We start from the raw sequence: 25763 nt of genomic DNA on the forward strand, positions 1-25763 counted from the left end.
CACGCCTCAAGCACCTTGCGATCTTTCCTCGAAAGGTGGACTTCTCTTGCTTCGGGTATCATCCCGACCTTGAATCACGACTCACGTTCCAAGAAAAGTGGGTACTAGGGCAGCTACGCGCGCTTCGCCGTCCGCAAAAATCCCCACGCCGCGATCGCCGCCATCAACAGCGAGATCAGCACGTTGTAGCCGGCGAGCGAGAGACCGAGGAAGCGCCACTGCACCTCGTCGCAGCGCACCACCTTCACGGTATCGAGCTTGGACAGCAGGTCGGCGGCATTGCCGAGATTGATGACGGGACCGGAGCAATCGGTCGGGCCCTTCCAGAACCCCCATTCGACGCCGGAGTGGTAGGTGCCGAGGCCGGCATTGGCGAGTGCCGCCAGCGCGAGGATCGCAAGGCCCGCGAGCAGCAGCGGCCGCGGCGCCCCGCTCCGCGCCGCAAGCGCCGTCAGCACACCGACCGGGATCGCGAGATAATAGGCGTAGCGCTGCTCCAGGCACAGCGGACAGGGCAGTATCTCCAGCACGAGCTGGAAGAACCAGGCGCCGGCGATGGTCGCAGCGGCAATCAGCGTGACGAGCACCGAGGCGGTCAGCGCGGGACCGGTCCCAGCCGGCCTGAATGCAGGTATTGCGGCACTCTGGGTCGTCACGGCAGCCTCTTCCGGTGGGTCGCTTTCTTAAGGCTCTAACCCCGGCCCAGGCGGCTGTCGAGAACAGCCGGGATCACTTTGGCGCGGGTTGACCCTGCCCTGTCCATGGCTATAGTCCGCCCGCTTTGCGAGGCCCTTTTCCCGGGGGCCGACCGGGAGCCCCTGTGGCGGAATTGGTAGACGCGCTCGACTCAAAATCGAGTTCCGCAAGGAGTGCTGGTTCGATTCCGGCCAGGGGCACCAGCCTTCGCTGCTTCGCAGCTACGGCTGGGCGAGCCGGGCGGAAGTCTATCCATGCGAAGCGGGGAAGGCTGTCCCGCCGAAGCCTTGGCGAAGGCGGACTGGATCAACGAATCCGGTGTTTCCCTCCCCTTCCAATCGTCACATCCCACCTGTATAAACCGGTAGCTTCTTCTGTAACTCGAAGGAGCTCACATGAACGACCTGCATACGTGGCTTTCGCAACAGCACCACGGCCTGCGCACCTTCCGGACATTTCAGCAAAAGCTCGAGACGCTCGGCCGGGACGATCCCGCCCAGCGCGGTCTTTGCCGCCTGTTGAGCGGCCTCGTCGGCAGCTATGTCGAGGCCTTTGACGAGGAGCCGCTGCCGGTCGAAATCGCCGATGGCGCCTATCAGCGTCTGCTAACGCTGGTTGAGAGCATTGATCTTCACGGCGACGCCGACCGCCGGCTCGCCGACATCAACCGCGTGGCGGAGAGTGAGCTCTGGCGGTGAGAGGCGGCACGGCCGTCGCCATCGCCCCGGCTTGATCACGAGAGACGCGTGTAGGTCGTGTTCATCGTGTAGTCCTTGCGTGGACCCGACACGACATGACGGACGACGAACGTTCCATCCGGCAGGAACATGTAGGCCGACTGATAGTCGTCGTGCTTGCAAAGATGGCGCGCACGTTCGCTCAGCTCTCCTCCGGAAGATGCGGACAGTGAAATCTCGTGAAACAGCCGCGGCGGATCTTCCCTGAAGAAGACCTTGAATCCGCCCTCGCTGTTGCTGAAGACGTATTCGCGTTCGGCCTGCACAATGGTGCCGTTCGCGAGCTTCAGATGTCCCTGCTCGCGATAGGCCAACCGCCCCCCGTCCAGTGGCGTGAAGATCGCGATACCCTGCATCGTAGCCTGGCCTTCGATGACACGGTTGAAGGACCATGAGCCGATCAGCCTTTTCGTGACGTCCGAGGCGTCACCCCAGCCATCGATCATCACTTCATTCATATCTTCAGACCTGCGCAATTAACCAGCCGGTCCAGCTTCACAGGATCCGTAGCTGGGAGTTCGACTTCAGCGAGCCGATACCTATATCCTATCGCAACGAAATGGTGATCCAGTGAGCAGCTTTGATGGCCAGGAGACGCACGACGGAAGCGGACGCCGACGACCTCCCCCGCTATTTCGTCTGGGTCCGGGGCCTCGAGGGGCCCGAGCCGCAGAAATGGACGGCGATGGATTTCGGCATCGGTGACTGGAAGCGGCCGCAAGTGCTGGCCTTTCTGGAGCTGCCGGAAGGCGAACGGCACCTGCCGCTGTCGGCGCTGGCGCGCCGCTATCCGCCGCCGAGGGTTGAAATCCCGTAGCCACGCGGTTGCGAGAATCCCGGTGGCGCGGCGATGCGATCCCGCTTGCTACCTCAACGGGACTATGCACAGAATGCACCTGTTTTTCATGACGCAACCATTGATTGAAATCGTGGAGCGCTGAACGGCGCCAGCCTGAAGTGCTTTACCGTCGATTGCCAGAGGGGCCCCATGACCCAGCATGATGGCGCGCAGAATGGCGATTCTGCCAGACCCAAGCACACGCATGACGATGCAAGCGCCGCCGGGACGACCGCCACCACCCTGTCGAAGCGCAAGCTCGTGCTGTTCGCCGACGGCACGGGCAACGCGTTCACCGCCCAGGAATCCAGCGTCTGGCGGCTCTATGAAGCGCTCGACCACACCCAGCCGGACCAGATCGCCCACTACATCAAGGGTGTCGGCACCGCCGGCTGGGCGCCGCTCGCAGCCATCGACGGCGCCACCGGCATCGGCGTTCCCTCCAACGTCCGCAAGCTCTATCGCTTCCTGTGCTGGAACTGGCGCGAGGGCGACGAGATCTACATCTTCGGCTTCAGCCGTGGCGCCTTCACTGCGCGCACGCTGGCGGCGCTGATCGCGAGCCAGGGATTGGTGCCGGCGGAAATCAAGGGCGAGCCGGTCTCGCATGCCGAGATGGAGCGCAACGCCATGTCCGCATGGCGGGAATACCGCAAGGAATCGGTGGGCTATCGGAGCCTGCCGACGATCTGGATTGCGCGCTGGATTCGCGACCTGCTGCTCATCATCTACCATTTCGTCTGCTGGCACCGCTCCTATTGCACGGTCCGCAAGGCCATGGCCGGCCGCAAGAACGTCAAGATTGAATTCCTCGGGCTGTTCGACACGGTCGAGGCTTTCGGCGTACCGATCGAGGAGCTGCGCGTCGCGATCGACTGGGCAATTTGGCCGATTTCGTTCCGCAATCACCGGCCCTCGCGCAAGGCGAAGCACATCTGTCACGCGCTCGCGCTCGACGACGAGCGCACCACCTTTCATCCGCTGCGGATCGACCAGAGCCGTCTAGCGAATGACCAGACCGTCAAGGAGGTGTGGTTCGCGGGCGTCCATTCCGACATTGGCGGCGGTTACCCGGAATCCACCCTCTCCTTCGTTCCGCTGGTCTGGATGACCGAGCAGCTGGTGGCCAATTGCGCTTCCAGAACGGCACGATCGAGCGTTTCCGCGAGTATCAATCGGCGATCGGGCCAAAGCACGATTCACGCAGCGGCGCCGCCGTGCTTTACCGCTACGGTCCGCGGCCGATCCTCGAAGGCGATGTGAACGGCGGCAAACCGGTCGTTCACTTCGCCGTGGTCGAGCGAATGCTGTTCGGATGCGACGATTATGCGCCGATCATGCTGCCGGCGAACGCGCGGGTGCTGATGCCCGACGGAAACATCAGGGAGCTCACCAATGACGGCGCGCACCAAGCCATGCATGACGCCTACGCGAAGAAAGCGAGGCGCCCGATAAGCAAGGAGGAATCCGACGCCTTCACTGGAATGAAAGCGCCAGACGCGGACATGGCGAATCTGGCGCGCGGCGCCGTGTGGTGGCGACGCGTGGCCTATTTCTCGCTCCTGATCATGACGGGCGTCATTGCCGCCTGGCCGTGGATCGCCCACAAGATCATAGATACATCCGGCAAGAGCCTGCGCGATTTTGTCAGCAACATCGACTGGGGTTTCAGCGCCATACTCGGCTCCGTCGCGAACCTGCTCAAGAACGTGTTGCCCTCCTATGCGGGGCCATGGCTCAATATCGCACTCTATTATCCTGTCGCCACCTCACTCGTCGTGCTGGTCACGTGGTGGGTCTGGAGCATCAACGCCTCGCTGCGTGATGGCATCCAGGAGCGGGCGCGGCTCGCCTGGTACCGGCCGGAACGGAAGGCGAGCGCAAAAAACCTCAGCCGGATGAGTTGGTTGTTCAGGTTTGGCGGTTTGATGCAGCGAAATGCGCGGTGGATGAGCTTTCCGTTCACCAAGATCATCTTTCCCGTCGTCTCCATCGTCGTCATCTACGCCGCGGCCTTGCTGATCGCCTCGAGCAGCTTCTTCACCTGGCGCGTCGCGACCGGACAGGTTTGTGAAACCCCGGAAACAAAAGCCGCAGAGGCGAAGAAAAAGGGAGTGAACGTCGCGGTAGACATTCCGCCAGCCAAGCCGGTGGGCGACAACGCGCTTCCTGCGACCGAGTTGTTCAACGTCAATCAGTTCTGTTGGGCAAGCAGGCTCGCCGTGGAGAAGGGCCGCAAATACCGGGTCTGGATCGATATCGACCAACGCTGGTTCGACCGCACGATCATGACCGGCGTCAACGGATTCCAGACCTACGAAGACCACCATTACCTCGCTCTCCCGACCCGGCGGCTGTTCGGCGCGGACTGGTTCCGGCCGGTCGTACGCGTCGGCGAGAAGGGCCTGAACGATCAGCCGCTGCAGGCCATGAACGTGATGTCGGCAGATGAACTGCCGCGCCGCATTGACCCGACCCTCCCCGAGGACAATGCTCAGGATGAGCCAAAAAACAGATATCCCGTCCGCATCGAAAACGCTGAGGAATCGAGCACGGACGATGCGGCGAAGCTGACGAAACTCAAGGCCGATATCGCGAAGATGGGCACATTCGATGCGCTTCCGCCAGACGAGTCGGCACGCAAGGTCTGGGACACGCAGAAACTTGCAGACCGGATGGTGGCCGAATTCACCGCACCTGATTCCGGCGAGCTGTTCTTCTACGTCAACGACGCCGTGCAGATCGTCCCGGGCTTCCTGCGATGGCTGGCCCCGGCAAAATACGCCGACTATTTCGGGCCGGACGAACAATACTACAAGAACAACAGCGGCACGGCGCGGATCACGGTACAGCGTCTGCCCGCGCAGCCGACGCCAAAGCAGTAGGCGCCGGCCACAACGGAGCGGAAGAGTGACAACGCCCCCATGATGCCCCCATGATTATGGGTGTCGCGGCGTCCGCGCCGCGGCTAAACTTGGCCTCGCGCCGCGGGGGACACGCGGTGCGGGACGACGAACATGAGCGAACAGGGCGAGACGGGTGAGGCCATCACCATCCTCCTCGTCGAGGACGATGCGCCGACCTGCTGGCGGCTCCAGGATGCGCTGGTCAAGGCCGGCTACAAGGTGCGCAGCGCAGGCACGCTCGGCGAGGCGCGCCAGGCCCTGAACGGCGGCGCGCCGCGCGTGCTGCTGACCGATCTGCGGTTGCCCGACGGCCATGGCATCGAGCTGATCCGCGAGACCCGGCAGCGCTTTCCCGACACCGAGATCATGGTGATCTCGGCGCTCGGCGACGAGGAGAGCGTGATCTCCGCGATAACGGTCGGGGCCACCGGCTATCTGCTCAAGGACGCCTTCCCGACCGACATCGCCACCACCGTGCGCGATCTGGTCGCCGGCCATTCGCCGATCTCGGCCTCGATCGCCCGTTTCATCGTGCGCAGAACGCAAGGCGTCGCCCCGAGTTCGGCCGAGCCGCCGCGGGGGCCCGTGCTCAACACCGCACGACTCACCCCGCGCGAGATCGATATCCTCTGGGGCATCGCAAAGGGTTTCAGCTACGCCGAGATCGCGAGCCATCTCGGCCTGTCCAGGCAGACCGTGCCCGGCCACATCAAGAACATCTATCGCAAGCTCGAAGTGCACACGCGCAGTGAAGCGGTGTTCGAGGCGGTGCAGCAGGGCCTGATCAAGCTGTGAGCGAGATCGCGGCGAAGGCACCGACACGCCCGCGGCGCCGGCTGATCGTGTCGCGCCTGGTGCCTTATCTGCTGCTCCAGGCGCTGATCGTGATCGTCACCATCCTGGGGCTGCGGCTACTCCAGCCCAGCGACCCCGACGATTTTGCAGTGAGCGGATTTTCACTGCGGGAGGACGGCGCGAGCCGTCCCGTGACGCTGCCGCATTTCACGTCGTCGCGCTATTCGCTGTCAGATCCTCCGCTCTACACCGGCACCTTCACTTTCAGAAACGGCGATGCCGGATGGTGCGTATTCCTGCCGCGCTTCAGCAACGCGGTGGAGGTCGCCGTCAACGGCGTCGTCGTGCTCGACTCCCGCCGCGATGCCAACGCCAACCGGCCGGATCGCAACACGCCGCAGATCGCGCTCATCCCCGCCTCGCTGCTGCATGACGGCGACAACGAGATCGCGGTGCGGCTGTTCGTCTGGGGACCGCTGAAGGGCTTTCTCGACACCGTCTATGTCGGGCCGGATGCTGCCCTGCGTCCGTCCTACGAAACACGCACATTGCTGTTCGTCACGCTGCCCGTGGTGTTCTCCGCCTGGCAATCGATCCTCGCCGTCATTCTCGCCATCATGTGGCTGATGCGGCGCCGCGAGCCGGTCTATGGCGTGCTGGCGGAGGCGATGGTGCTCGGCGTGGTGCAGGCGTTCGTACCGCCGCCGGTGCCGCCGGCCACGACATCGCGGCTTGCCGCGGTGCTGCTGGCATCGGCGCCGACCGAGAGCGCGCTGATCGTCGTCTTCGCCCTGCTGTTCTTCGGTTGGCGCTGGCCGCGCTATGGCGCGCTGCTGTTCGTGCCGGGCATCGTGGTGTTCGCGGTCGGACTGGTGGGCGGTCCGCCGCTGCCGCGCATTCTCTTCCTGGTCCTCGGCATTCCCATGGTCGGCGTCTGCCTGCTGCTGATGGCCAGCATCACGGCGGCACAGGTGGTGCGGAGGCAGGACGCCGCAAGCTTCACGCTTGGCTGCGCAGTGACCATCGTGCTGACCTGCTGGGTCCACGACATGCTGTCGGTGTTCGAGATCATGACCAACGAGCGCATCTTTGTCTCGCGCCTGTCCTATTCGGCGATGCTGGTCGCGATCGGCGCCGGGCTGACCTGGCGCTTCGCCCGCGCCCTGAACCAGGTCGACAGTTTTGCCAGCCAGCTCGTCGCACGCGTGCGCGAGGCCGAGGAGCGGCTGAAGGCGAGCTTTGCGCGCGAGGAGGAGCGTGCGCGGGCCGCCGCACTCGCCAACGAGCGCACGCGGCTGATGCGCGACCTGCATGACGGCCTCGGCGGCCAGCTCGTCAGCATCGTCGCCCTCTCCGAGCGTGGGCACGAGAGCTCGGGCATCACGGACGCCGCGCGCGCCGCCTTGAAGGATCTGCGCCTCGTCATCGATTCCATGGACGACATCGGCGGCGACCTGATGCTTGCGCTCGGCTCCTGGCGCGAACGCGCGGCGGCACAATTGCGGCCGCACGACGTCGCCCTCGGATGGCACGTGGCGACACCGCAGGGCCTGCCGCTGCATCCCGAACTGCGGCCATGGCACGTCATCCAGATCGTGCGCATCCTCGACGAGGCCGTGACCAACGCGGTCAAGCACGCGCAGGCGCGCCATATCGTTGTCACCATCGAGACGCTCGACGATGGCCAAGGAGATGACTCCGGGCCGCGGGGCATGATCAGCGTTGCGGACGACGGCAAGGGCTTTGCCCTGCCCGGCAACGGCGAAGCCGGCAGTGCGGGCCAGACCGCACGGGGTCTGCGCAACATGCGAAGCCGCGCCGCGCGCTGCGGCGCGGTGCTGGATCTGGCCTCGGATTCCTCGGGGACGAGCGTACGGCTGCAACTGCCGAAAATCTTCCCCGATAGCGACGCCGCCGCCACGGGCTGAAAGGCCCCCCTCCCCGAACGTGTGGGACGCACGGAGAGAGGGAACGGGCCGGATTATCGTCATGCGGAGGACGGGGGGGTCGTCCGCAAATCATCCCTTCGCCCGAAGCGATGCAATCAACTCAATCAAACGAGATCGTCAGCGCACGCCGACGCGATTGACCGGGCCTCCGCGATTCATCGGCGTCCCCGCACGAACGCCGACGCCGGGCGCGCCGACTCCGGGCGTCGCCACCGCGACCGCGGCTGCCGGCGCGACCACCACCGCCCCGGCCGGCCGCACCACGCAGCCCTTGGGCACGCCGACCGTCTTGCAATAGACCACCGCCTGCGCCGGGCTCGTGCCCAGCGACACCATCGCCGCACCTGCGAGCATCATGACCGTCAGCCCGGCGCTCAGCGCTCCCACGTTTTTCAACATCTTGCTCTCCTGCTTCCCGTTCGGCGCCCCGATGCAATCACCGGGTTTCGCAGCCGACGTGCAGCCTGAATGGCAAAAGACGGCGCGCGGATACATGCCATGAAGATGGGGGTGCGGCGGGCGAGCCGATGCCATGAACATGGCATGGACCGGCAACGGCCCTCCGCGAGATGGTCCGGCTCACCCGATCCCAGCGGGACCCGTCACAATCCCAAAGAGGTGTTTCATGAAGACTTCAGTTCTTGCCGCGCTGCTGCTCGCTGCCGCCATCCTGCCCGCCGCTGCGCAATCCGGTCCGACGCCGCAGGAGCAGATGGCCTGCCGCGGCGACGCCGGCAAATTCTGCGCCGAACATATCGGCAAGCCGCCGCAGATGAATGCCTGCCTGCGCGAGAACAAGACAAAGCTCTCGGACGCCTGCCGCAAGGTGGTGGAGTCGCACGGCGGGTGATCTTCTTCCCCCTGTGGGAGAAGGTGCCTTGCTAATGGCAAGGCGGATGAGAGCTGCCTCGACGCCCCCAGAGCAGAGACTCTCTCCCGCGAGCCACCCTCTCCCGCGAAGAAGGGAGAGGGACAGCAGCTAATGCGTCAGGCCATAGACGTCGATGCGGCCGTCATAAGTCGGGCGATAGATGCGGCCTTTCCAGACGATCGGACGGTTGAATTTGGGATGCATGAAGGCGTGCTCCGGCCCCCAGTCCTCGCTGTCCCAGATCACCTGGAGCCGCTTGGAGCCATCCGGATTGGTGGCGAAATTCTGCGCATCGTAGACCAGGAAGCGGCCCGGACTGAGAATCATGTTGCTGTCCTGATAGGGCACCATCGCCACGATGATGCCATCGGTGCCGTTGTTGGCGGCAAGCGTGATGCTCCAGCCGGGCATGCCGCCCGGCGGACGCGGCGATTGCGGCGAGGCGATCTCGTTGCTCCCGGCGAGATAGGTCGTTCTCCCGTCGGCCGCAATCGACCAGGCACGCAAGGCGCTGTTCTCGCCGCCGACGAAATGCATGGTGCCGTGGGTGGCGGACTGGAACAGCAGCGGCGTGCCATGCAGATGCCGCGTCGCGCCGCCTGGAAACAGATTCAGCTCCATCGGTGACGCCGGCGCCGGCGGCACGGCGGGATCGAAATACGTGTACAGGATCGGCGGCATGCGAAGCCTGTTGTAGTTCGCCGCGAAATGGCCGGCTGCAAGTTCGCCCGGCTGTGTCTTGCCGAGCGCATTGGCATTGCCGGTGTAGAGGATGCCGTCCTTGCCCGCGGCCAGAATGGCATGGGCGGAGGCGACATAGACCGGACCGCCGGAACCGAAATCCTGGTCGGCCCACATCGACTCGTTCATCGCCTCCATGTGATGCGCCACGACCGGCGCGATCTGCGCATCGGTTGCACTGCGACCGGACGTGACCTCGACATGCGGCATCTCGCGCGCATACCGCGGCTTCAGCGGCATTCCCATGCGCCTCGCATGCGCGATCACGGAGGGCAGCGAAACATTCGACGGCAACGCCAGTTCGTCATTGTCGTCATCGTCGGCGGCTGCTGCGTCCGCGGCCGCGCCGACCCGGTTGGCGTCGGTCCATGGCGCCCACCACGACATGACTTCGAAATGCGCATGGCTTCCGGTGTGCAAGGCGAGCCGCACGATGCTCTCGCCAAAATCGCCATGCTGCGGCGAGAATGCTCCGTTGCCGGTGATGACGTAGATTGAACCGTCGGGAGCGAGGGCCGGGCCGGCCCCGCTCTGCCACAGCCCGCCGCCGGAGCCGGTGACGGTGGAGCACCACGACGCAGCGTGCCGCCAGGCATGGACGTCGACCGCGAGCAGCCAGCCACGCGCCGTCTTCGACGTCTCGGCGATCGTGCCGAAGGGAATCAGCACGTGGTTCCGCGTCAGCGTCAGGGCGCTGCGCTGCTTGCGCTGGGCCGAGACGAATTTCTGCACCGGCAGGCCGTTCGGCGGCGTGTAGACCGCGCCCTCCAGATTCAGCAGCCCGTGAACCTTCGAGCCGTCGCGGATCCGCAGCGCCGCGAGGAAATGCTGCCCCTTGGCGACGCTGCCGTCGTCGCTGATCCAGGCGCAGGCATAGAGAATGCCCGCCCCCTCGTCGATCACCGGGGTCGAGAGAATACCCCAATGGACGTTGGTCATGTGGCCGTCGATGGCCCTCGTTCCGACGATGGGACGTCCGAGGTTGGTCGCCCAGATCTTCTCACCGGTCACAGCGTCGAATGCATAGACCCAATTGCCCATGCTGGCCTGGAAGATCAGATCGCGTGTCTTGCCGTCGGCCGTGTGCACGCCGCCGACCGCCAGCGGCTGCGCCTCGAGCCTGGGATCGTCGGGAATCGGAAGGCTGAAGAGTTTGACGATGCCCCTGGTGCGGACGGCGGTCGCCGTCAGCACCGTCTCGGAATTGTTCGTACCGGTACGGGCACGGTCGTAGCTGCGGGTCGTGACGGAGGCGACCATGGTCAGGCTCCGTAGGCGATGAGGCTTCCGGCCGCAATCAGGCAAGCCGCTGCAAGCGGTCGTACGTCGCGCAAGCCTGCGCGCCACCCGCGCGACACGGCGGCTCCGCAGGCAAAGCCAAGCCCGGCCATCATCGCGCTCGACAGTGCGGCAACGGCCGGCGCATCAGTCGTACGTGACACGAGATTGTCGATCGCCAGCAGCGGTGGCAGCACATAGAACCAGCCCGGCGCATTCAAAAGACGTTGCGCGATGGGGTGGCGCACCACCAGCGAGGCGCCGCACGCGATCAGCAGGATCGCTGCGAGCCCGCCCGCGACCGGCATCGTGACGCCGAGCGCGGAACCCAGCGCATCGCAAGCGCCGAACATCAGAATGAGCGGCAGCACGTGCCGTTGCGGAACGATGAATGCGAGCGCAAAGGCCACGATGAGACTGTCCGCGGACGTCCACAACAGATGTATCGACATGGAAACCTCTAAAAGGTTTGCAATGCGAGATAAGTGAGGTCAGTCGAGAAGGCCGCTCCGCCGTCCGCCTTCGAGGGCAATTGCAGCGCGGTGAAGCCGCGATTCCGCGCGTGTCGCGCGAGAAAGTGGAGCAGCCAGGCGATGCCGGCTCTATCAACCGGCGCCCGCACGGTGACGCCTTCGCGGTACGGCGCGAAGAAGCGACCCCAAGCTAACAGCGCTACGCCCATGACGCGGCCTTTGGCTAGCCACGCCAATCATGCATTGAACGGAGATCGTCTGGAAGTTGAAAATCGAGGCAAGCGCGTCCGCAGAACGAACCGTCGCTCACGATCGCGTGCGCGATGGCGGGGATGGGCGCTAATCGTCGTCAGGTCCGAACAGCCTGATCTGCGGCAAGCCGCCGCGCGGCCGGCTCGCGACATCGCGCGCATCGGAATCTTCGCGGATGTTGCGCGCGACGTCATCCCAATCGGTGCGGTCGCGCATGCCACGCGGCTCGCGGGAGTCGTAATGCCGGCGCTCGGCCCAGCGCTCGCGGCGCTCCATGCGGCGCCGTTCGGACGCGGCGCGCTTCACGTCGGAATCCCTGGCCTTGGCATAGGCGTTGTCGGCTGAGGATGGCGGCTCTGTCGATGCCTGCTGCTCGGCAGGCCTTGCGACTTGCGGAGGCGATGCCGGCGCCGGCTTGGGCGGCTCGGCCGCGGCCGCCTGGGAAGGCTGCGGCGCTGGCGGCTCGGCGTTCACCTGACTTGCCTGCGTGTCGCGCTTTGCGGGTTCGGATTTGGCTTCGGCCTGTGCCGGCGCGGCGATCATGGCGCCGAAGGCTTGCGAGCCGGTGAGATATTGCAAGCGCTCGGAAGGCGCGTCCGTCATCGCGGGTTTGGCGGCTTCAGCGCGCTGCGCCATCTTGCTCGTGTCCGGGCCCTGCTTGGACGAAACCGGATTCATGATATTGCCGGCGACGATGCCGCCGCCAAGACCAATGGCGATGGCCGCGACGATCGTTCCGGCACCGACGAAATAGGCTGTCGAGGCGCGCATTGGTCCACTCCCTCTTTGGAGCGGGCAACGTTTGTCGATTGCCGGATGTTCCCGATACGGGGCGCAATTCCCGGAGGAACTTGCGCGTCAGATCTGCTGCGCGACCTTCTCCAGCCCGATGATGCGGGCGAGCTTGCGCACTTCTTCTTTCTGGTCGTCGCGCAGTTGGAACAGCAGCGGCATTGCCGCCGATTTCAATTGCTGGACCTCGTCGCAGTTCGGATCGATCGGCACGCCCGGCGCGTTCGGATTGGAGAGCTTGTTTGCCGAGATCTTGCGGACGACATTGCGCAGCGCGGTCTCGACCGAAGGCCAGTAATATTCCTGCGACGACGACAGCTTCAGGCGATCCCTGATGCCCGCGATCTGGGCCTCGGACAGCAGCGAATAGGATTTCTGCGGCGGCGGCTTGGCGACTACCTTCGGCTTCGCCGGGACTTCGACGGCAGGAAGCTCTGCCGCGGCCGGCGCATCATGCGCACTTGCCTTGGGCATCGGGAAGTCGGACGGCGTGGCGGCGGCGAAGGCCTGGCGCAGCGGCTCGGTCAGCACCGGGGTCTGCGAAAGCCTGTCGGCGGGCACCTGCACCGGCTCGATCGCGGCCGAAGCCAGCGCCAGCGTCGGAACCAGACGGTCGGCCTTGGCGGCGCGATTTGTCGAAAGCTGCTTGGGCGGCGGGGCCTGCGTGATCATCTCCGCGCTGACGCTGGGCACGCTGTCACGACCGAGGATGGCGGTGGTGGCGGCGCCGAGGACGAGGAAACAGGTCAGCACAACGATGGTGATGGCTTTGGACAAACGTCTCTCCAGGCCCAACTTCAAGTCCACGTGACGAGTGCCCGGAAACTGGGCGGTAAATAAGGCTTAACCGTGCCATCGTAACGGCAATCGCGCGGACTGCGGCGACATGCCCCGAAATCTCAAGAAAATCAGGCAGCTAGCGCTAGGTCGTAGGCATCCTGGATGTCGGCGACGATCTCGGAGGCTTCCCAGACCGCGCGCGGCTCGACCGATTGCAGCGTCACGGTCCAATTGCCGCCCCGGCGGGTGCGGGGCACGCTGAGGATGTCGAAGCGCACGTTGCGGCACAGCGGGTGACGGGCCAGAGCATGGGCCACGCGGACCCGGATTTCGTCCAGCGTCGCGGCTGTCTTGCTATTGAGAAAATCGAAGTCCATCGCCTGTCCCTCTCGGTCCTGATTGGCGGCCGTGAGGGGATTCTTGGCGGGCGTTGGTTAATCTGCCGTTAAGTACGGGGCCGCGGAGGAGCGCTCGATTAACTGTGATCGGGACCGACCGCCCCTCCTCTCCCTCCCCGGCAAGCGGGGCGAGGGGAAGGACGCCGCCTACCGCCCGCCCGCATCGCGATATTCGGCGAGGGTCCGCGCCACGAGATCGTCGACCGCCATCACGTCGGTCACGCCCGATGTCGCATGTCCCCCGCTCCAGATATCGCGCCAGCGTTTCGGGCGGTTTTCGCGCGCGTCGACGTCAATGTCGTTGCCGATGTCGATCGCGCCGCGTGCCGGCAGATCGTCGGGATCGAGACCCGCAGCCACGATCGACGGCTTCAGCATGCTGGTCTGCAACCCCGTGAACGCGGTGGTGAGCAGGATGTCGTCGGCGCTGCTGTCGACCAGCATCTCCTTGTGGCGCTCGTCCGCCATGCTCTCGCGCGTCGCGATGAATTTCGTGCCCATGTAGCCGAGATCGCAGCCGAGGACTCCAGCCGCATACAGCGCGCGGCCGTCGCTGATCCCTCCGGCGAGCACGATGATGCCGTCAAAGAACGCGCGCACCGCGCGGACGAACGCGAACGGATTGAGCCAGCCGGTCTGCCCGCCGGCGCCCGCGGTGAGCAGCACCAGCCCGTCGGCGCCGGCTTCCGCCGCGTGCTGGGCGTGGCGGATCGAGGCCACGTCCGCCAGCACCAGCGCGCCGGCATCGTGCAGCGGCTTCAACACCGGCGCGGGCGACCCAACAGAGGTGATGACGATCTCCGGCTTGTGTCGCAGCAGCACGGCGAGATCCTGCTCCAGCCGCGCGTTGGAGCGATGCACGATCAGGTTCGGGCAAAGCGGCGCGGCCTTACGTCCTGCGTGATCTTCGTGTTGCCGCAGTCGCGTTTCGATCTCGGCGAACCACGCCTCGAGCTGTTCCGTGCTGCGGCAATTCACAGTGGGGAAGCTGCCGATCACGCCATTGCGACAGGCCGCGACCATGAGCTCGACGCCCGACACCAGAAACATCGGCGCTGCGATCAGAGGCAGAGCGAGACGATCACGGAAGTGTTGCAGTCGATCGGATGCCACTCACGCCTCCTTGCGCGGGCTTTGTCGTTCCATCCCGCATTCTCTGTGCTAGCGTTGCGCGCAAACATTGGCACGTCAAAAGCCGATGACAAAGCAACGGGGAAACATATGTCCGATCCGCTCCACGCATCGTCCCCGACTTGCGCGCAGACGCTGCGGGCACTGTCGCGCTATCCCGGCCGCACCGCATTCGCCTGGCCCGGTGGATCGCTGAGCTATCAGGGCACCATCGACCTGATCGGACGCATCCAGGCGGTGTTCATGCGGCTTGGCTTGCAGCCCGGCGCACGCGTCGCCTTCCTCACCGCCAACCGTGCCGACACCTGGTGCGCCGGCGTCGCCGCGCAATTATCCAGGCTCTGCGTCACCTGGCTGCATCCGCTGGGATCGCGGGCAGACCAGCTCTTTCAGCTCGAGGATTCCGAGGCCGAGATGCTGGTGGTCGATGCCGCCACCTTCCGCGATCGCGGCGGCGAGCTTGCCGCGAGCGCGAGCCGGCTCAAGGCTGTCTTCACCATGGGAGCCGCCGACTATGGTGTCGACCTCCTGCAGGCAATCGAGATCGAGGGCCATGCCAGCGCGCATTGCTTCGCCGTCCCTGACGATCTCTCCACGCTGAATTACACCGGCGGCACGACCGGCAAATCCAAGGGCGCGCTGCGCTATCACCGCGAGAACGCCGGGGGTGCTGCCGCGATCCTCGCCGACTTCGAGATCCCGGACACCCCGCACTACCTCGCGGTTGCCCCGATCAGCCATGTCGCCGGCACGAAAGTCGTGCCGACCCTGATGCGCGGGGGCACCGTGCACATGCTGAAAGGCTTCGATCCCGATGCGGTGCTGACAACGATCGCGCGCGAGCGCATCAATTTCACGCTGTTCGTGCCGACCATGATCTATGTGCTGCTCGATCATCCCGCGCTGAGCAAGACCGATCTGTCCTCGCTCGAGCTCGTGCTCTACGGCGCTTCCGCGATGTCGCCGAGCCGGCTGGTCGAGGGCATCGAACGCATTGGGCCGGTGTTCTCGCAGCTTTACGGGCAGACCGAATGCTATCCGATTTCGGTGCTGCGCAAGGCGGATCATGATCCAAAAACGCCGGAGCTGTTCCTGTCCTGCGGCTTCCCGATCTCGACCTGCGAGGTCAGGATTCTCGACGACAACGACCAGGACGTGAAGACGGGCGAAGCCGGCGAGATCTGCGTGCGCGCTCCTCATGTCATGGCCGAATACTGGAAGCGGCCCGACATCACCGCCGAGACGCTGAAAAATGGCTGGGTGCACACCGGCGACGTCGCACGCAAGGACGAGCGCGGCTACATGTTCATCCTCGACCGCAAGAAGGACATGATCGTCTCCGGCGGCTTCAACATTTTTCCGCGCGAGGTCGAGGACGTGCTGTCGCGGCATGCGGATGTCGCGATGGTCGCGGTCGTCGGCATTCCCGACGAGAAATGGGGCGAAGCCGTCACCGCCATCGTCGTGCCGCGCGAGGGGGCAAAGCCTGATCCGGACGAGCTGATCAATCTGGTGAAGACGCGAAAAGGCTCGGCACATGCACCGAAGCAGATCCAGTTCGTCAAGCAGCTGCCGATGACCGGCGTCGGCAAGGTCGACAAGAAGGTGCTGCGCGCAGGCTTCTGGAGCGGACGGGACCGGATGGTGGGGTAGTCATCCCGGTCTGCAACTTGTGGCAGGCAGCACCGCACGGATTCCCGCGGCCGGACCCCGGGGTTCTACGGGTCCCTGTGACCCGCGCACAACAGCTCGGAAGGGACTTTTCAGGCACGCCGTCCGCGCAATTGCGGGCGAATCAACGAATCAACTAGACCGCTGACGGGGCTGGGAAGCGGAGTATCAAATGAGAGTCGCTTCCTTGGAAAGTGCGTTGGCCGCGATCACGTTGATCACGGCTATCATCGTCCTGCTGTGGGAGATCAAGATCGTCTACGGCAGCTGAACTGGCAGGACGCTGGCGTCGAACAGAGACCTCCGGACAAGAAGAGGTTCGCGACCAGGGCATCCCTTCCGCGGCGGCGGAAGTCTGCCGTTCCATCGGCTCAAGGAGCGATCACGGCGCTTGCCGTCACGCTTACCGCTTTTCGATCACCAGACTCTGCACCGCACGGCCGAAATAGCCGTGACGATCCGCGAGCCGCGACATCGCGAGGCCGGCGCCGTCGGGACCGATCCAGGATTCACCGTCGAGCAAGATCCACTCGCCGACCGGCTGGCGTGACAGGTTCACGGTGAGGTCGGCATTGATGTAGGTCCAGGCACGGAAGTCGAGCGTCGACGCGGTGCCGTTGGAAAAGTCGGCGGCGACCACGGCGCGCATCGCCTGCGAGACCGCTTCGCCTTCGACCAGCGGATGGTCGAGGCGAAACCAGATCGCGCCGGCCCCGGCCTGGCCGAAGCGGCCGCGCGCGGCGCGCATCGAGACCATGCCTGCGAACGGACTGGTCGCGCCATGGCCATCCTCGACCAGCGAGTCCTCGGGCGACGGCAACGTGACCAGCAACTCCTTGACGTCGTCCGGCAACGGCTGTGATTGCCGCTTGATCTTGAGCACGGTGGCACCGACGACCTGAACACCGTCCGCGAACAACTTGATCTCGCAGAGCTGGATCTTGCGCCCCTCGCGCAAAACCTCGCTCTCGATCGTCAGCGGCGCCACCGGCACCGGGCGCATCAAGTCGATGGTGACGCGCGCAACATTCATCGGCACCGGCGTCGGAATGCGCTCCGCCGCCCACGTCACCAGCGCAGACGGCGCCGAGCCGTGCTGCATGCGCCGGTCCCACGGACCGGCAGCATTGGGGCTGGTGACGACGCTGTTGCCGTCGACGCGGTAGATGGCGGTCATGTTTGCAAGATATCTCGGCTGGCGTTCCCCGGACGCAGCGTTGCACGCGGCAGCGCCGTCCGGGACACGAGAGCGGTTAGAGCGGCGGATCGATCGCCTCGTCATATTCCTTCTTGAAGCGCGCGATCAGATCGGCGGCAGGGATGATGCCGTCGACGCTGCCGATGCCCTGGCCCGAACCCCAGATCTCCTTCCAGGCCTTCGGCTTGGCGCGCTCGCCGGAGGCATCCGTGCCGAAGTTCATCTTGGACGGATCGGAGGTCGGCAGGTTTTCCGGATCCATGCCGGCCGCGAGGATCGAAGGTTTCAGATAGTTGCCGTGCACGCCGGTGAAGAGGTTCGAGTAGACGATGTCGTCGGCCGTCGAGCCCGCGATCATCTCCTTGTATTTCTCGACCGCGTTGGCCTCCTTGGTCGCAATGAAGGCCGAGCCGATATAGGCGAAGTCTGCACCGAGGATGCGCGCGGCGCGGATCGCCTTGCCGTTGCCGATGGCACCCGACAGCGCGATCGGGCCGTCGAACCATTTTCGCGTTTCTGCAACGAAGGCCAGCGGCGAGATGGTGCCGGCATGGCCGCCGGCGCCGGCCGCAACAAGGATCAGACCGTCGGCGCCCTTCTCGATCGCCTTGTGGGCGAACTTCTGGTTGATCACGTCGTGGAAAACGATGCCGCCCCAGCCGTGCACCGCTTGATTGAGCTCCTCGCGCGCGCCGAGGGACGAGATGATCATCGGCACCTTGTACTTGGCGCAGAGCTGCATGTCGTGATCGAGCCGGTTGTTCGACTTGTGCACGATCTGGTTCACCGCGAACGGCGCCGACGGCTTGTCGGGATGGGCACGGTCATAGGCCGCGAGCTCTTCGGTGATCCGCGCCAGCCATTCGTCGAGCAGCGCCGGCGGCCGCGCGTTCAGCGACGGAAACGAGCCGACCACGCCGGCCTTGCACTGCGCGATCACGAGATCGGGCACCGAGATGATGAAGAGCGGCGAACCGATCACGGGGATCGACAGGCGCCCCTTGAACAAGGCAGGCATGGACACAGGCGAAACGATCCTTTGGTGGCGAGCAAATCGAAAGCTGGAGGCCATACCAACAGGGCAATCTTTCCACTGTCAAGTATTGCGTTTTGACGCCGTGGCGGATGCCGTTACCGCAATTCCAACATGCGGAATTCGCTACGCAAATGCGGGCGGCATCACCTGATCAAATCCGGATTGATCAGCCGCTCGAACGAGAACATCTCGTCCCATTTCTCCTGCGTCAGCAGCTTGCGCTCGACCACCACGATCTGGTGCAGCGACTTGCCGCTCTTGTAGCCCTCGCGCGCGATCTCGGCGCATTGCTTGTAGCCGAGCAGCGGCTTCAGCACCGTAACGATGCCGAGCGAGTTCAGCACCATGTTGCGGGTGTGCTCCTCGTTGGCGGTGATGCCGACAACACAGTTCTCACGCAGGCTGTTGACCGCGCGCCCCATGGTGCGGATCGAGAAGAACAGCGCGAATGAGATCACCGGCTCCATCACGTTGAGCTGAAGCTGGCCGGCACTTGCGGCCAGCGTCACCGTGGTGTCGAGGCCGATGACGAGGAAGCTGGTCTGGTTGACGACCTCGGGGATGACAGGATTGACCTTGCCCGGCATGATCGAGGAGCCCGGCTGGAGCTGCGGCAGGTTGATCTCGTTGAAGCCGGCGCGCGGGCCCGAGGCCAGCAGGCGGATGTCGTTGCAGATTTTCGTCAGCTTGCTCGCCGTGCGCTTGAGCACGCCGGAGAGCTGCACATAGGCGCCGGTGTCCGAGGTCGCCTCGACGAGATCGCCGGCAAGGATGAAGTCGACGCCGGTCAGCGCGCTCAAATGCCGGACCGCGAGTTTTGGATAACCGACGGCCGCGGTGACGGAGGTGCCGATCGCGGTGGCGCCGAGATTGATCTCGCGCAGCAGCGCGCGCGCCTCGGAGATGCGGTCGACCTCCTCGCCGATCGTGGTGCCCCAACCGCGGAATTCGGCGCCGAGCGACATCGGCACGGCGTCCTGAAGATGCGTGCGCCCCATCTTCAGCACGCGCTCGAACTCGCGGCCCTTGGTGAAGAAGGCCTCCTGGAGCTGGCGCAGCGCCGTCATGTAGCTCTCGAGCCGCAGGATCAGTGCCAGCCGGAACGCGGTCGGATAGGTGTCGTTGGTCGACTGGCCGTAATTGACATGATCGTTCGGGCTGACATGCTGGTAGTCGCCCTTGCTGAAGCCGAGCGATTCCAGCGCGAGATTGGCGATCACCTCGTTGGCGTTCATGTTGGTGGAGGTGCCGGCGCCCCCCTGGATGAAGTCGGTGACGAACTGATCCATCATGTCGCCGGCGATGACGCGGTCGCAGCCCTGGATGATCGCGTCCGCAACTTTCGCGTCGATCGCGCCGAGGTCGCGGTTGGCCATCGCGGCAGCCTTCTTGACGTAACCGAGCGCCTTCACGAAGTAAGGCTCCTGGTTCATCGGGATGCCGGTGATGTGGAAGTTCTCCTTCCCGCGGATGGTCTGGACGCCGTAGTAGATGTCGTCGGCAATCTCACGCTGTCCGAGGAAGTCCTGCTCCGTGCGGCTCATGGGCGCTCCTTTGCTGGCGCTACGTCCTCAGTTCTGGCACAGCGCGCTAGTGACGAAGGTATCGGTGCGGCAGTCGTCCGGTTTGCGTTGCCGGCCCGGGATCAGAACCTTGGCCGAGCATTTTTCCGCGGAATCGGCGTTCAGGCTCTTGCCTTCCTTGTAGCCCTTGCTCTGGCAGAGCTGGTCGGCGGCTTGCTTGCAGTCGGGCGCGCCATTCGACGAGGCGGGGCAGGCGATGCGCCCCGACACCATGGCCGACGGCGTCGCCAGCCGCGACAGGTCGTTCATGGTGTCGCTCGGGCTTTTGATCGGCGGCAGGATCGAGGGCAGCTTGTCGAACAACTTGCCCATTTCGTTGATCAGCCCGGGATTTTCCTCGCGCGCCGACGGCGACGAAGCAGTTGATGTCGAGGGCGGCGGCGCGGTCCGCGGTCCCTGCTCCCGCAAGCCGAGCGCCGGCGGCGCGGATTGCGGCCAGCCGGTGCCGCCGGCACCGAGCAGGAGCGAAAGCACTGCGAATATCAGCGTCCCCGGTCGGAGGACCGGATTGCCGGATCGAACCATCATGACGGCGACCGTAGCCGAACCCGGCGCAGCGGCAAAGCGCGGGGTTATCGAGCGAACATGATCTTTGCGGAGAACGGCTTCACGCGTCGCGCTGACGCGGCCCTTCTCTAGATCAGCTTGACCGCGACGACGAAGCCGAGCACCAGCACGACGGCGCCGAGCGCCACCCAGAGACCGAGATGCTTCTCGATCCTGACGCGGATCCAGTCGCCATAGCGGTTGAGCAGGATCGCGACGATGAAGAAACGGCCGCCGCGCGCGACGATCGAGCACAGGATGAACAGGCCGATATTGTAACCGGCAAAGCCCGAGGTGATGGTGACGAGCTTGTAGGGGATCGGTGTCAGGCCCTTGAGCAGGATGATCACCGCGCCCCATTCCGCATAGGAGGCGCGGAAGGCATCGACCTTGTCGCCGAGGCCATAGACCTGGATCAGCCAATGGCCGACCGAGTCAAACAGCAGCGCACCGATGGCGTAGCCCAGGAGACCGCCCACCACCGAGGTCGCGGTGCAGACCGCGGCGTAGAGCCAGGCGCGCTGCGGGCGCGCCAGCGACATCGGGATCAGCATCACATCCGGCGGGACCGGAAAGAAGGAGCTTTCTGCGAAAGCCACGGCTCCCATGATCCAGAGCGCGTAGGGCTTGTGGGCGGCGTCGATGCACCAGTCGTAGATACGTTTCAGCATGGCGCCGCGATGAAGCACCATGGGACGGATTTGTCCATCGCGAGTTTTGTGACGATTTGGCATGATCCGGAACAGCGTGTCGCGGATTTCCGAAAGATCGCGCGCAAACAACAACCTAAAGCGCGATGACGCTTGGCTCCGGTTTTATCGCGCTTTAGTGGCGCTTGCGCGAGACGCGCCCTTCCAGCGCGACAATTGGCCGCCTGGCGGCAACGCGCGGTGACGCGACTTTGGGCAGCTTCATCGGCGACTTGGGCAGCTTCTCGGCAATGCCGAGCATGTCTTCCCGCCGCGCCATTTCGCGCCAGACATCCTCCGGGCGCACGCCGGCCGAGGCCCAGAGCACCGTGAGATTGTAGAGCAGGTCGGCGCTTTCCCGGATCACGGCCTCGCTATCGCCATTGACCGCGTCGATGACGACCTCAATGGCCTCTTCGGCCAGTTTCTTCGCCATTTTGGATGGCCCACGCTGAAACAGCCGGGCGGTACGCGATGTTGCCGGATCAAGATCCTTGGCCGCGAGCACAGCCAGATATAGCCGCTCAAGCGAATCACTCATGGTACTCAAAACTACCCTAAACCAATGGCGAGCGCGTTAACGCGCAGGGTTAAAAGCGAAAAACAGGCCGCCGCGGCAAGCGCGACGGCCCGTTGTGGTCAAGACTTGGTAGCCCGGGACTTGGTAGCCAAGGACTTGGTAGCCAAGGCTAGTAGCAGTTCTGCATGTAGCCTTGGCCACAGAGCTCCGACGGAGCCGTGCCGCCATAGCGCTGATATTGGTAGTTCGGGCCCGGGCCGTAGTAAGGACCGTAGGCGGGGCCACTGTAATAGGCAGGGCCGCCGCCGTAATAGCCATAGCCCGGACCCGGACCGTAATCATAGGCGTAGGCGTCACGGCTCGCCGCGATCGCGAGCCCGGTGCCGACGATGCCGGCAAAGGCCGCGGCAGCCGCCGCGCCGCCACCGCCGCGCCAGTGGCGGCCGCCTGCGTATGAGGCGGTCGGGGCGACCGCGGTCAGCGCGACCACGGCGGCAGTGGCAAGGACGGCCTTGCGGCCGGCAAATCTCGACAATCTGTCAAACATGTCCTGGACCCTCCTTGGGACCTCGAATGGTGCCTGGCGACAGGCTCATGTCGTTCAAACACCCGCAGCCCATGTTGGGTTCCCCAACCCCAACAGAAGCTGAACGGGGTTGCGTGATCATGACGCAACCCCCGCTCATCCGCCGTTCATGTTGGCGCGCGCAGGCTCGTGGCCGGCCGGCGCTGCGAGCGTCACGAAACCACAACAATGCGGGACCGGCGCGACTGATGTTTGCATTCAAGACGATCGTCCTTCGCGGCCTGCTGGCCATTGCAATCCCGCTCGCCGCGCTGGCTGCGCGCGACGTCAGCGCGGCCGAAACTGCTGCGCCGTCCACAGCGATCCACTTCACATTCGATCGTCCCGTCGATGCGAGCATGGCGCCGTTCTTCCTCGCGGCGAAGGACGGCAATTTCGGCGCCGAGCGTCTCAACGTGTCCTTCAAGAGCGCAGCCGGATCGATGGACGCGCTTGCGCGCGTCGCCAAGGGCGACAGCGAGCTCGCGCTCGTCGACATCAACGAGCTGATCCGCTTTCGCGACAAGGACGATGCCGCGCCGGTCAAAGCCGTGTTCGTGTTGTTCAATCGCGCGCCTTACGCGATCGTCGCGCGCAGGAGCCGCGGCATTCACTTGCTGCCCGACCTCGACGGCAAGACCGTCGGCGTCGCCGACGGTGATCTGTCGATGCGGCTGTGGCCGGCGCTGGCGCAGCAGAACGGCATCAACGCGTCGCAAGTGAAATTCCACAAGATCAGCGCCGCGGTCCGCGAGCCGATCCTCTCCGCGGGCCAGGTCGATGCGGTCGCGGGCTTCAGCTATCTCTCGGCGGTGAACCTGCGCGACCGCGGCGTGCCCGGTGGCGATCTCGTAGTCCTCCGCTATGCCGACTATGGCTGCGAGGCCTACGGCTTCGCCGTGGTGGCCAACCCCGCTTTCGCCGCCACGAAGCCCGACGCCGTGAAGGGATTCGTCCGCGCATTGATCGCCGGCGTCAACGCGACCATCAAAGAGCCGGCCCGTGCGGCGGACGAAGCCACGAGCCGGATCGACGACGGCGACCGCGACCTCGAGCGGGAACGCCTGCGCAGCGTGCTCATCGACAACATCCTGACCGACGAGGTCAAGCGCAACGGCCTCGGCGGCATCGACGCGGCGCGCCTGGACCGCTCGATCGACCAGATCGCGCAGGATTTCAAATTCCGCAAACGGCCGGCGGCGGGCGATATCTTCGACGACCGGTTCCTGCCGCCGGTCGCGGGACGGTTGATCAACTGAGCAAAACCCGCAGCTTCCGCTGTATCTCGCGGGCGATCCCGGATTAGAATATGGGCTCACCCGTTTCGTCCGCCCGAGTTCGTCGCCCGCATGCCCATCCTCCGCCTCTACACCCGCGTTCTCGAACTGCTCGGCAAGGAGGCGCGGCTCGGCTGGCTGCTGGCGTTTGCCAATCTCCTGCTTGCGGCCTCGCAGTTCGCGGAACCCGTGCTGTTCGGCCGGATCGTCGACGTGCTCTCCGGCAAGACGGTCGCCGGAGCGAACTCGGCCTGGCCGTTCCTGCTGGCCTGGGTGGCGTTCGGGCTGTTCACCATCGGCTGCAGCGCGATCGTGGCGCTGCAAGCCGACCGGCTCTCGCACCGCCAGCGCCAGGCGGTGCTGACCGACTATTTCGAGCACATTTTGCAACTGCCGCTGACCTTCCACTCCGGCACCCATTCGGGCCGGCTGATGAAGGTGATGCTCAACGGCACCGACGCGCTGTGGCGATTGTGGCTCGGCTTCTTCCGCGAGCACTTTGCCGCGATCCTGTCGGTCGTGGTGCTGCTGCCGCTGTCGCTCTACCTGAACTGGCGGCTCGCGGTCCTGCTGTTCGTGCTCTGCGTCGTCTTCACCGCGCTGACGACCTTTGTCGTGCGCCGGACCTTCGGCATGCAGATGCAGGTCGAGGAGCACTACAGCGAACTCTCCGCGCGCGCCTCCGACGCCCTCGGCAACGTCGCTCTGGTGCAGAGTTTTGTGCGCGTCGAATCCGAGGTGAAGGGCTTGCGCTCCGTCGCTGATGACCTGCTCGCGGCGCAGATGCCGGTGCTGTCGTGGTGGGCGCTCGTCACCGTCATCACGCGCGCCTCCACCACCATCACGGTGCTCGCGATCTTCACGCTCGGCATCGCGCTGCACGACCAGGGGCTGACCTCCGTCGGCGAGATCGTGATGTTCGTGAGCTTCGCGACGATGCTGATCCAGAAGCTCGAGCAGGTCGTGAGCTTCATCAACAACGTGTTCATGGAAGCCCCGCGGCTGCGCGAGTTCTTCAACGTGCTCGATGCGGTCCCTGCGGTGCACGACCGGCCCGACGCGATCGATGCGGGGCGTCTCTCCGGCCTCGTCGAATTCAACGACGTCACCTTCTCCTATGACGGCAAGCGGCCGGCGGTCGAGGACCTCTCCTTCACCGCGCTGCCCGGCCAGACCATCGCGCTGGTCGGCGCGACCGGCGCCGGCAAGTCGACGGCAATCGCGCTTCTGCATCGCGCCTTCGATCCGCAGTCCGGCTTCATCAGGATCGACGGCATGGACGTGCGCGGCGTGACGCTGACGTCGCTGCGCCGGAACATCGGCGTGGTGTTCCAGGAGGCGCTGCTGTTCAACCGTTCGATCGCGGAGAATTTGCACGTCGGCAAGCCGGATGCGACCGAAGCCGAGATGCGCAAGGCCGCGGAGCGCGCGCAGGCGCTCGAATTCATCGAGCGCAGCGGCGGCTTCGAGACCAATGCCGGCGAGCGCGGCCGCATGCTCTCCGGCGGCGAGCGGCAGCGGCTGTCGATCGCCCGCGCGCTGCTGAAGGATCCGCCGATCCTGATCCTCGACGAGGCGACCTCCGCGCTCGACGCCGTCACCGAGGCCAAGGTGAACGCCGCTCTCGACGAAGTGATGAAGGGGCGCACCACGTTCGTGATCGCCCACCGTCTCTCCACCATCCGCAACGCCACGCGGATCCTGGTGTTCGAGAACGGCCGGGTGATCGAAAGCGGAACTTTCGATGAACTCGTGGCCAAAGGCGGCCATTTTGCCGAACTCGCCCGGGCCCAGTTCATGGTTCAGGAAAATGCACGGGCCAGCGTGACGGCCGCTGAGGCTTCGGCGACCGCGGTCAAGTCCCCATAGCATCGTCGAAATTCGGCCTATTTCATCGCGGAATACCCGGCCGAAACCCCTGTTCTCGACGCACGAGCCGGTATAGGTTTGCGACGCCGCAAGCGGCGGCGCCGGATTTCAGAACCGAACATCAGATCACGAGAGCCGACCGGAACCGGCGGGTCTCCAAGGACCGGAATCG

The 25763-nt window shown here is 64.9% G+C and carries 26 protein-coding genes and 1 tRNA gene; 10 read left to right on the top strand and 17 right to left on the bottom strand.

What is annotated here, in order from left to right:
* Positions 1–113: 113 nt before the first annotated feature.
* Entirely contained in the window at positions 114–656 is a 543-nt protein-coding gene (locus tag QJT78_RS22350) for a disulfide bond formation protein B (protein ID WP_028147343.1), read from the bottom strand.
* Between the two features lie 158 nt (positions 657–814).
* Between QJT78_RS22350 and QJT78_RS22355 the strand changes: the two genes are divergently transcribed.
* Both QJT78_RS22355 and QJT78_RS22360 read left to right on the top strand, forming a co-directional pair.
* Positions 815–899, top strand: a tRNA-Leu gene (locus QJT78_RS22355).
* 192 nt (positions 900–1091) lie between these two features.
* Positions 1092–1394, top strand: a complete 303-nt coding sequence (locus QJT78_RS22360) for a hypothetical protein (protein ID WP_028147344.1) — start codon at positions 1092–1094, stop codon at positions 1392–1394.
* Positions 1395–1429: 35 nt separating this feature from the next.
* On the opposite strand, the gene QJT78_RS22365 is transcribed toward QJT78_RS22360, so the two are convergent.
* Positions 1430–1891 (bottom strand): DUF6314 family protein, encoded by a 462-nt coding sequence (locus QJT78_RS22365; RefSeq protein ID WP_028147345.1) that lies wholly within the window; start codon positions 1889–1891, stop codon positions 1430–1432.
* A gap of 125 nt (positions 1892–2016) precedes the next feature.
* Here QJT78_RS22365 and QJT78_RS22370 point away from each other — a divergent pair, with 125 nt between their 5' ends.
* From QJT78_RS22370 to QJT78_RS22385, 4 genes are all read left to right on the top strand, one after another.
* Positions 2017–2250 carry a hypothetical protein gene (locus tag QJT78_RS22370; protein ID WP_028147346.1) on the top strand — a complete coding sequence of 78 codons (234 nt, stop codon included), beginning with the start codon at positions 2017–2019 and terminating at the stop codon, positions 2248–2250.
* Between the two features lie 171 nt (positions 2251–2421).
* Positions 2422–3534 carry a DUF2235 domain-containing protein gene (locus QJT78_RS22375; protein WP_240537702.1) on the top strand — a complete coding sequence of 371 codons (1113 nt, stop codon included), beginning with the start codon at positions 2422–2424 and terminating at the stop codon, positions 3532–3534.
* Positions 3535–5288: 1754 nt separating this feature from the next.
* Positions 5289–5972 (top strand): response regulator transcription factor, encoded by a 684-nt coding sequence (locus QJT78_RS22380; RefSeq protein ID WP_028147348.1) that lies wholly within the window; start codon positions 5289–5291, stop codon positions 5970–5972.
* Entirely contained in the window at positions 5969–7900 is a 1932-nt protein-coding gene (locus tag QJT78_RS22385; RefSeq protein ID WP_038944567.1) for an ATP-binding protein, read from the top strand. The genes QJT78_RS22380 and QJT78_RS22385 overlap by 4 nt, the downstream gene beginning before the upstream one ends.
* Before the next feature lie 138 nt (positions 7901–8038).
* Here QJT78_RS22385 and QJT78_RS22390 read toward each other — a convergent pair whose 3' ends face one another.
* A complete protein-coding gene (locus tag QJT78_RS22390; RefSeq protein ID WP_028147350.1) occupies positions 8039–8320 on the bottom strand; it encodes a hypothetical protein in 282 nt (93 codons plus the stop codon).
* A 226-nt stretch (positions 8321–8546) separates the two neighbouring features.
* Between QJT78_RS22390 and QJT78_RS22395 the strand changes: the two genes are divergently transcribed.
* Complete coding sequence (locus QJT78_RS22395; RefSeq protein WP_014491555.1) at positions 8547–8771, top strand: hypothetical protein; 225 nt, start codon at positions 8547–8549, stop codon at positions 8769–8771.
* A gap of 129 nt (positions 8772–8900) precedes the next feature.
* On the opposite strand, the gene QJT78_RS22400 is transcribed toward QJT78_RS22395, so the two are convergent.
* The 7 genes from QJT78_RS22400 to QJT78_RS22430 all read right to left on the bottom strand — a co-directional run bounded on the left by QJT78_RS22400 (position 8901) and on the right by QJT78_RS22430 (position 14619).
* Entirely contained in the window at positions 8901–10793 is a 1893-nt protein-coding gene (locus QJT78_RS22400) for a PQQ-binding-like beta-propeller repeat protein (RefSeq protein WP_028147351.1), read from the bottom strand.
* A 2-nt stretch (positions 10794–10795) separates the two neighbouring features.
* Positions 10796–11263: a hypothetical protein gene (locus QJT78_RS22405; protein WP_028147352.1), complete on the bottom strand. Its 468-nt coding sequence runs from the start codon at positions 11261–11263 to the stop codon at positions 10796–10798.
* A gap of 8 nt (positions 11264–11271) precedes the next feature.
* Complete coding sequence (locus tag QJT78_RS22410) at positions 11272–11493, bottom strand: hypothetical protein (protein ID WP_028147353.1); 222 nt, start codon at positions 11491–11493, stop codon at positions 11272–11274.
* Positions 11494–11623: 130 nt separating this feature from the next.
* On the bottom strand, positions 11624–12307 hold the full coding sequence (locus QJT78_RS22415; protein WP_028147354.1) for a hypothetical protein: 684 nt from the start codon (positions 12305–12307) through the stop codon (positions 11624–11626).
* 87 nt (positions 12308–12394) lie between these two features.
* Positions 12395–13105, bottom strand: a complete 711-nt coding sequence (locus tag QJT78_RS22420; RefSeq protein ID WP_038944566.1) for a hypothetical protein — start codon at positions 13103–13105, stop codon at positions 12395–12397.
* A gap of 131 nt (positions 13106–13236) precedes the next feature.
* On the bottom strand, positions 13237–13485 hold the full coding sequence (locus tag QJT78_RS22425; RefSeq protein ID WP_028147356.1) for a hypothetical protein: 249 nt from the start codon (positions 13483–13485) through the stop codon (positions 13237–13239).
* Between the two features lie 168 nt (positions 13486–13653).
* A complete protein-coding gene (locus QJT78_RS22430; RefSeq protein ID WP_028147357.1) occupies positions 13654–14619 on the bottom strand; it encodes a nitronate monooxygenase in 966 nt (321 codons plus the stop codon).
* Between the two features lie 108 nt (positions 14620–14727).
* Here QJT78_RS22430 and QJT78_RS22435 point away from each other — a divergent pair, with 108 nt between their 5' ends.
* Positions 14728–16290 (top strand): AMP-binding protein, encoded by a 1563-nt coding sequence (locus QJT78_RS22435; RefSeq protein ID WP_028147358.1) that lies wholly within the window; start codon positions 14728–14730, stop codon positions 16288–16290.
* Positions 16291–16711: 421 nt separating this feature from the next.
* On the opposite strand, the gene QJT78_RS22440 is transcribed toward QJT78_RS22435, so the two are convergent.
* The 7 genes from QJT78_RS22440 to QJT78_RS22470 all read right to left on the bottom strand — a co-directional run bounded on the left by QJT78_RS22440 (position 16712) and on the right by QJT78_RS22470 (position 22427).
* Positions 16712–17485 carry a thioesterase family protein gene (locus tag QJT78_RS22440; protein ID WP_028147359.1) on the bottom strand — a complete coding sequence of 258 codons (774 nt, stop codon included), beginning with the start codon at positions 17483–17485 and terminating at the stop codon, positions 16712–16714.
* A gap of 76 nt (positions 17486–17561) precedes the next feature.
* A complete protein-coding gene (locus tag QJT78_RS22445) occupies positions 17562–18530 on the bottom strand; it encodes a nitronate monooxygenase family protein (RefSeq protein WP_028147360.1) in 969 nt (322 codons plus the stop codon).
* Positions 18531–18685: 155 nt separating this feature from the next.
* Positions 18686–20086 (bottom strand): aspartate ammonia-lyase, encoded by a 1401-nt coding sequence (locus QJT78_RS22450; RefSeq protein ID WP_028147361.1) that lies wholly within the window; start codon positions 20084–20086, stop codon positions 18686–18688.
* Between the two features lie 27 nt (positions 20087–20113).
* The gene (locus QJT78_RS22455) at positions 20114–20653 is read right to left on the bottom strand and encodes a hypothetical protein (protein ID WP_028147362.1); all 540 of its coding nucleotides are present in this window, start codon (positions 20651–20653) and stop codon (positions 20114–20116) included.
* A gap of 107 nt (positions 20654–20760) precedes the next feature.
* Positions 20761–21363 carry a YqaA family protein gene (locus QJT78_RS22460; RefSeq protein ID WP_080586632.1) on the bottom strand — a complete coding sequence of 201 codons (603 nt, stop codon included), beginning with the start codon at positions 21361–21363 and terminating at the stop codon, positions 20761–20763.
* Between the two features lie 133 nt (positions 21364–21496).
* Positions 21497–21901: a phosphoribosyl-ATP diphosphatase gene (gene hisE / locus QJT78_RS22465; RefSeq protein ID WP_028147364.1), complete on the bottom strand. Its 405-nt coding sequence runs from the start codon at positions 21899–21901 to the stop codon at positions 21497–21499.
* A gap of 148 nt (positions 21902–22049) precedes the next feature.
* The gene (locus QJT78_RS22470) at positions 22050–22427 is read right to left on the bottom strand and encodes a hypothetical protein (protein ID WP_028147365.1); all 378 of its coding nucleotides are present in this window, start codon (positions 22425–22427) and stop codon (positions 22050–22052) included.
* A 227-nt stretch (positions 22428–22654) separates the two neighbouring features.
* On the opposite strand from QJT78_RS22470, the gene QJT78_RS22475 reads away from it, so the two are divergent.
* The gene (locus tag QJT78_RS22475; RefSeq protein WP_028147366.1) at positions 22655–23704 is read left to right on the top strand and encodes an ABC transporter substrate-binding protein; all 1050 of its coding nucleotides are present in this window, start codon (positions 22655–22657) and stop codon (positions 23702–23704) included.
* 90 nt (positions 23705–23794) lie between these two features.
* The gene (locus QJT78_RS22480; RefSeq protein WP_028147367.1) at positions 23795–25591 is read left to right on the top strand and encodes a glucan ABC transporter ATP-binding protein/ permease; all 1797 of its coding nucleotides are present in this window, start codon (positions 23795–23797) and stop codon (positions 25589–25591) included.
* Positions 25592–25763: the final 172 nt, after the last annotated feature.

Origin of the sequence: Bradyrhizobium sp. Mp27, from assembly GCF_029953005.1 — a bacterium.
In the GTDB taxonomy this organism is placed as follows: Bacteria; Pseudomonadota; Alphaproteobacteria; order Rhizobiales; family Xanthobacteraceae; genus Bradyrhizobium; species Bradyrhizobium barranii.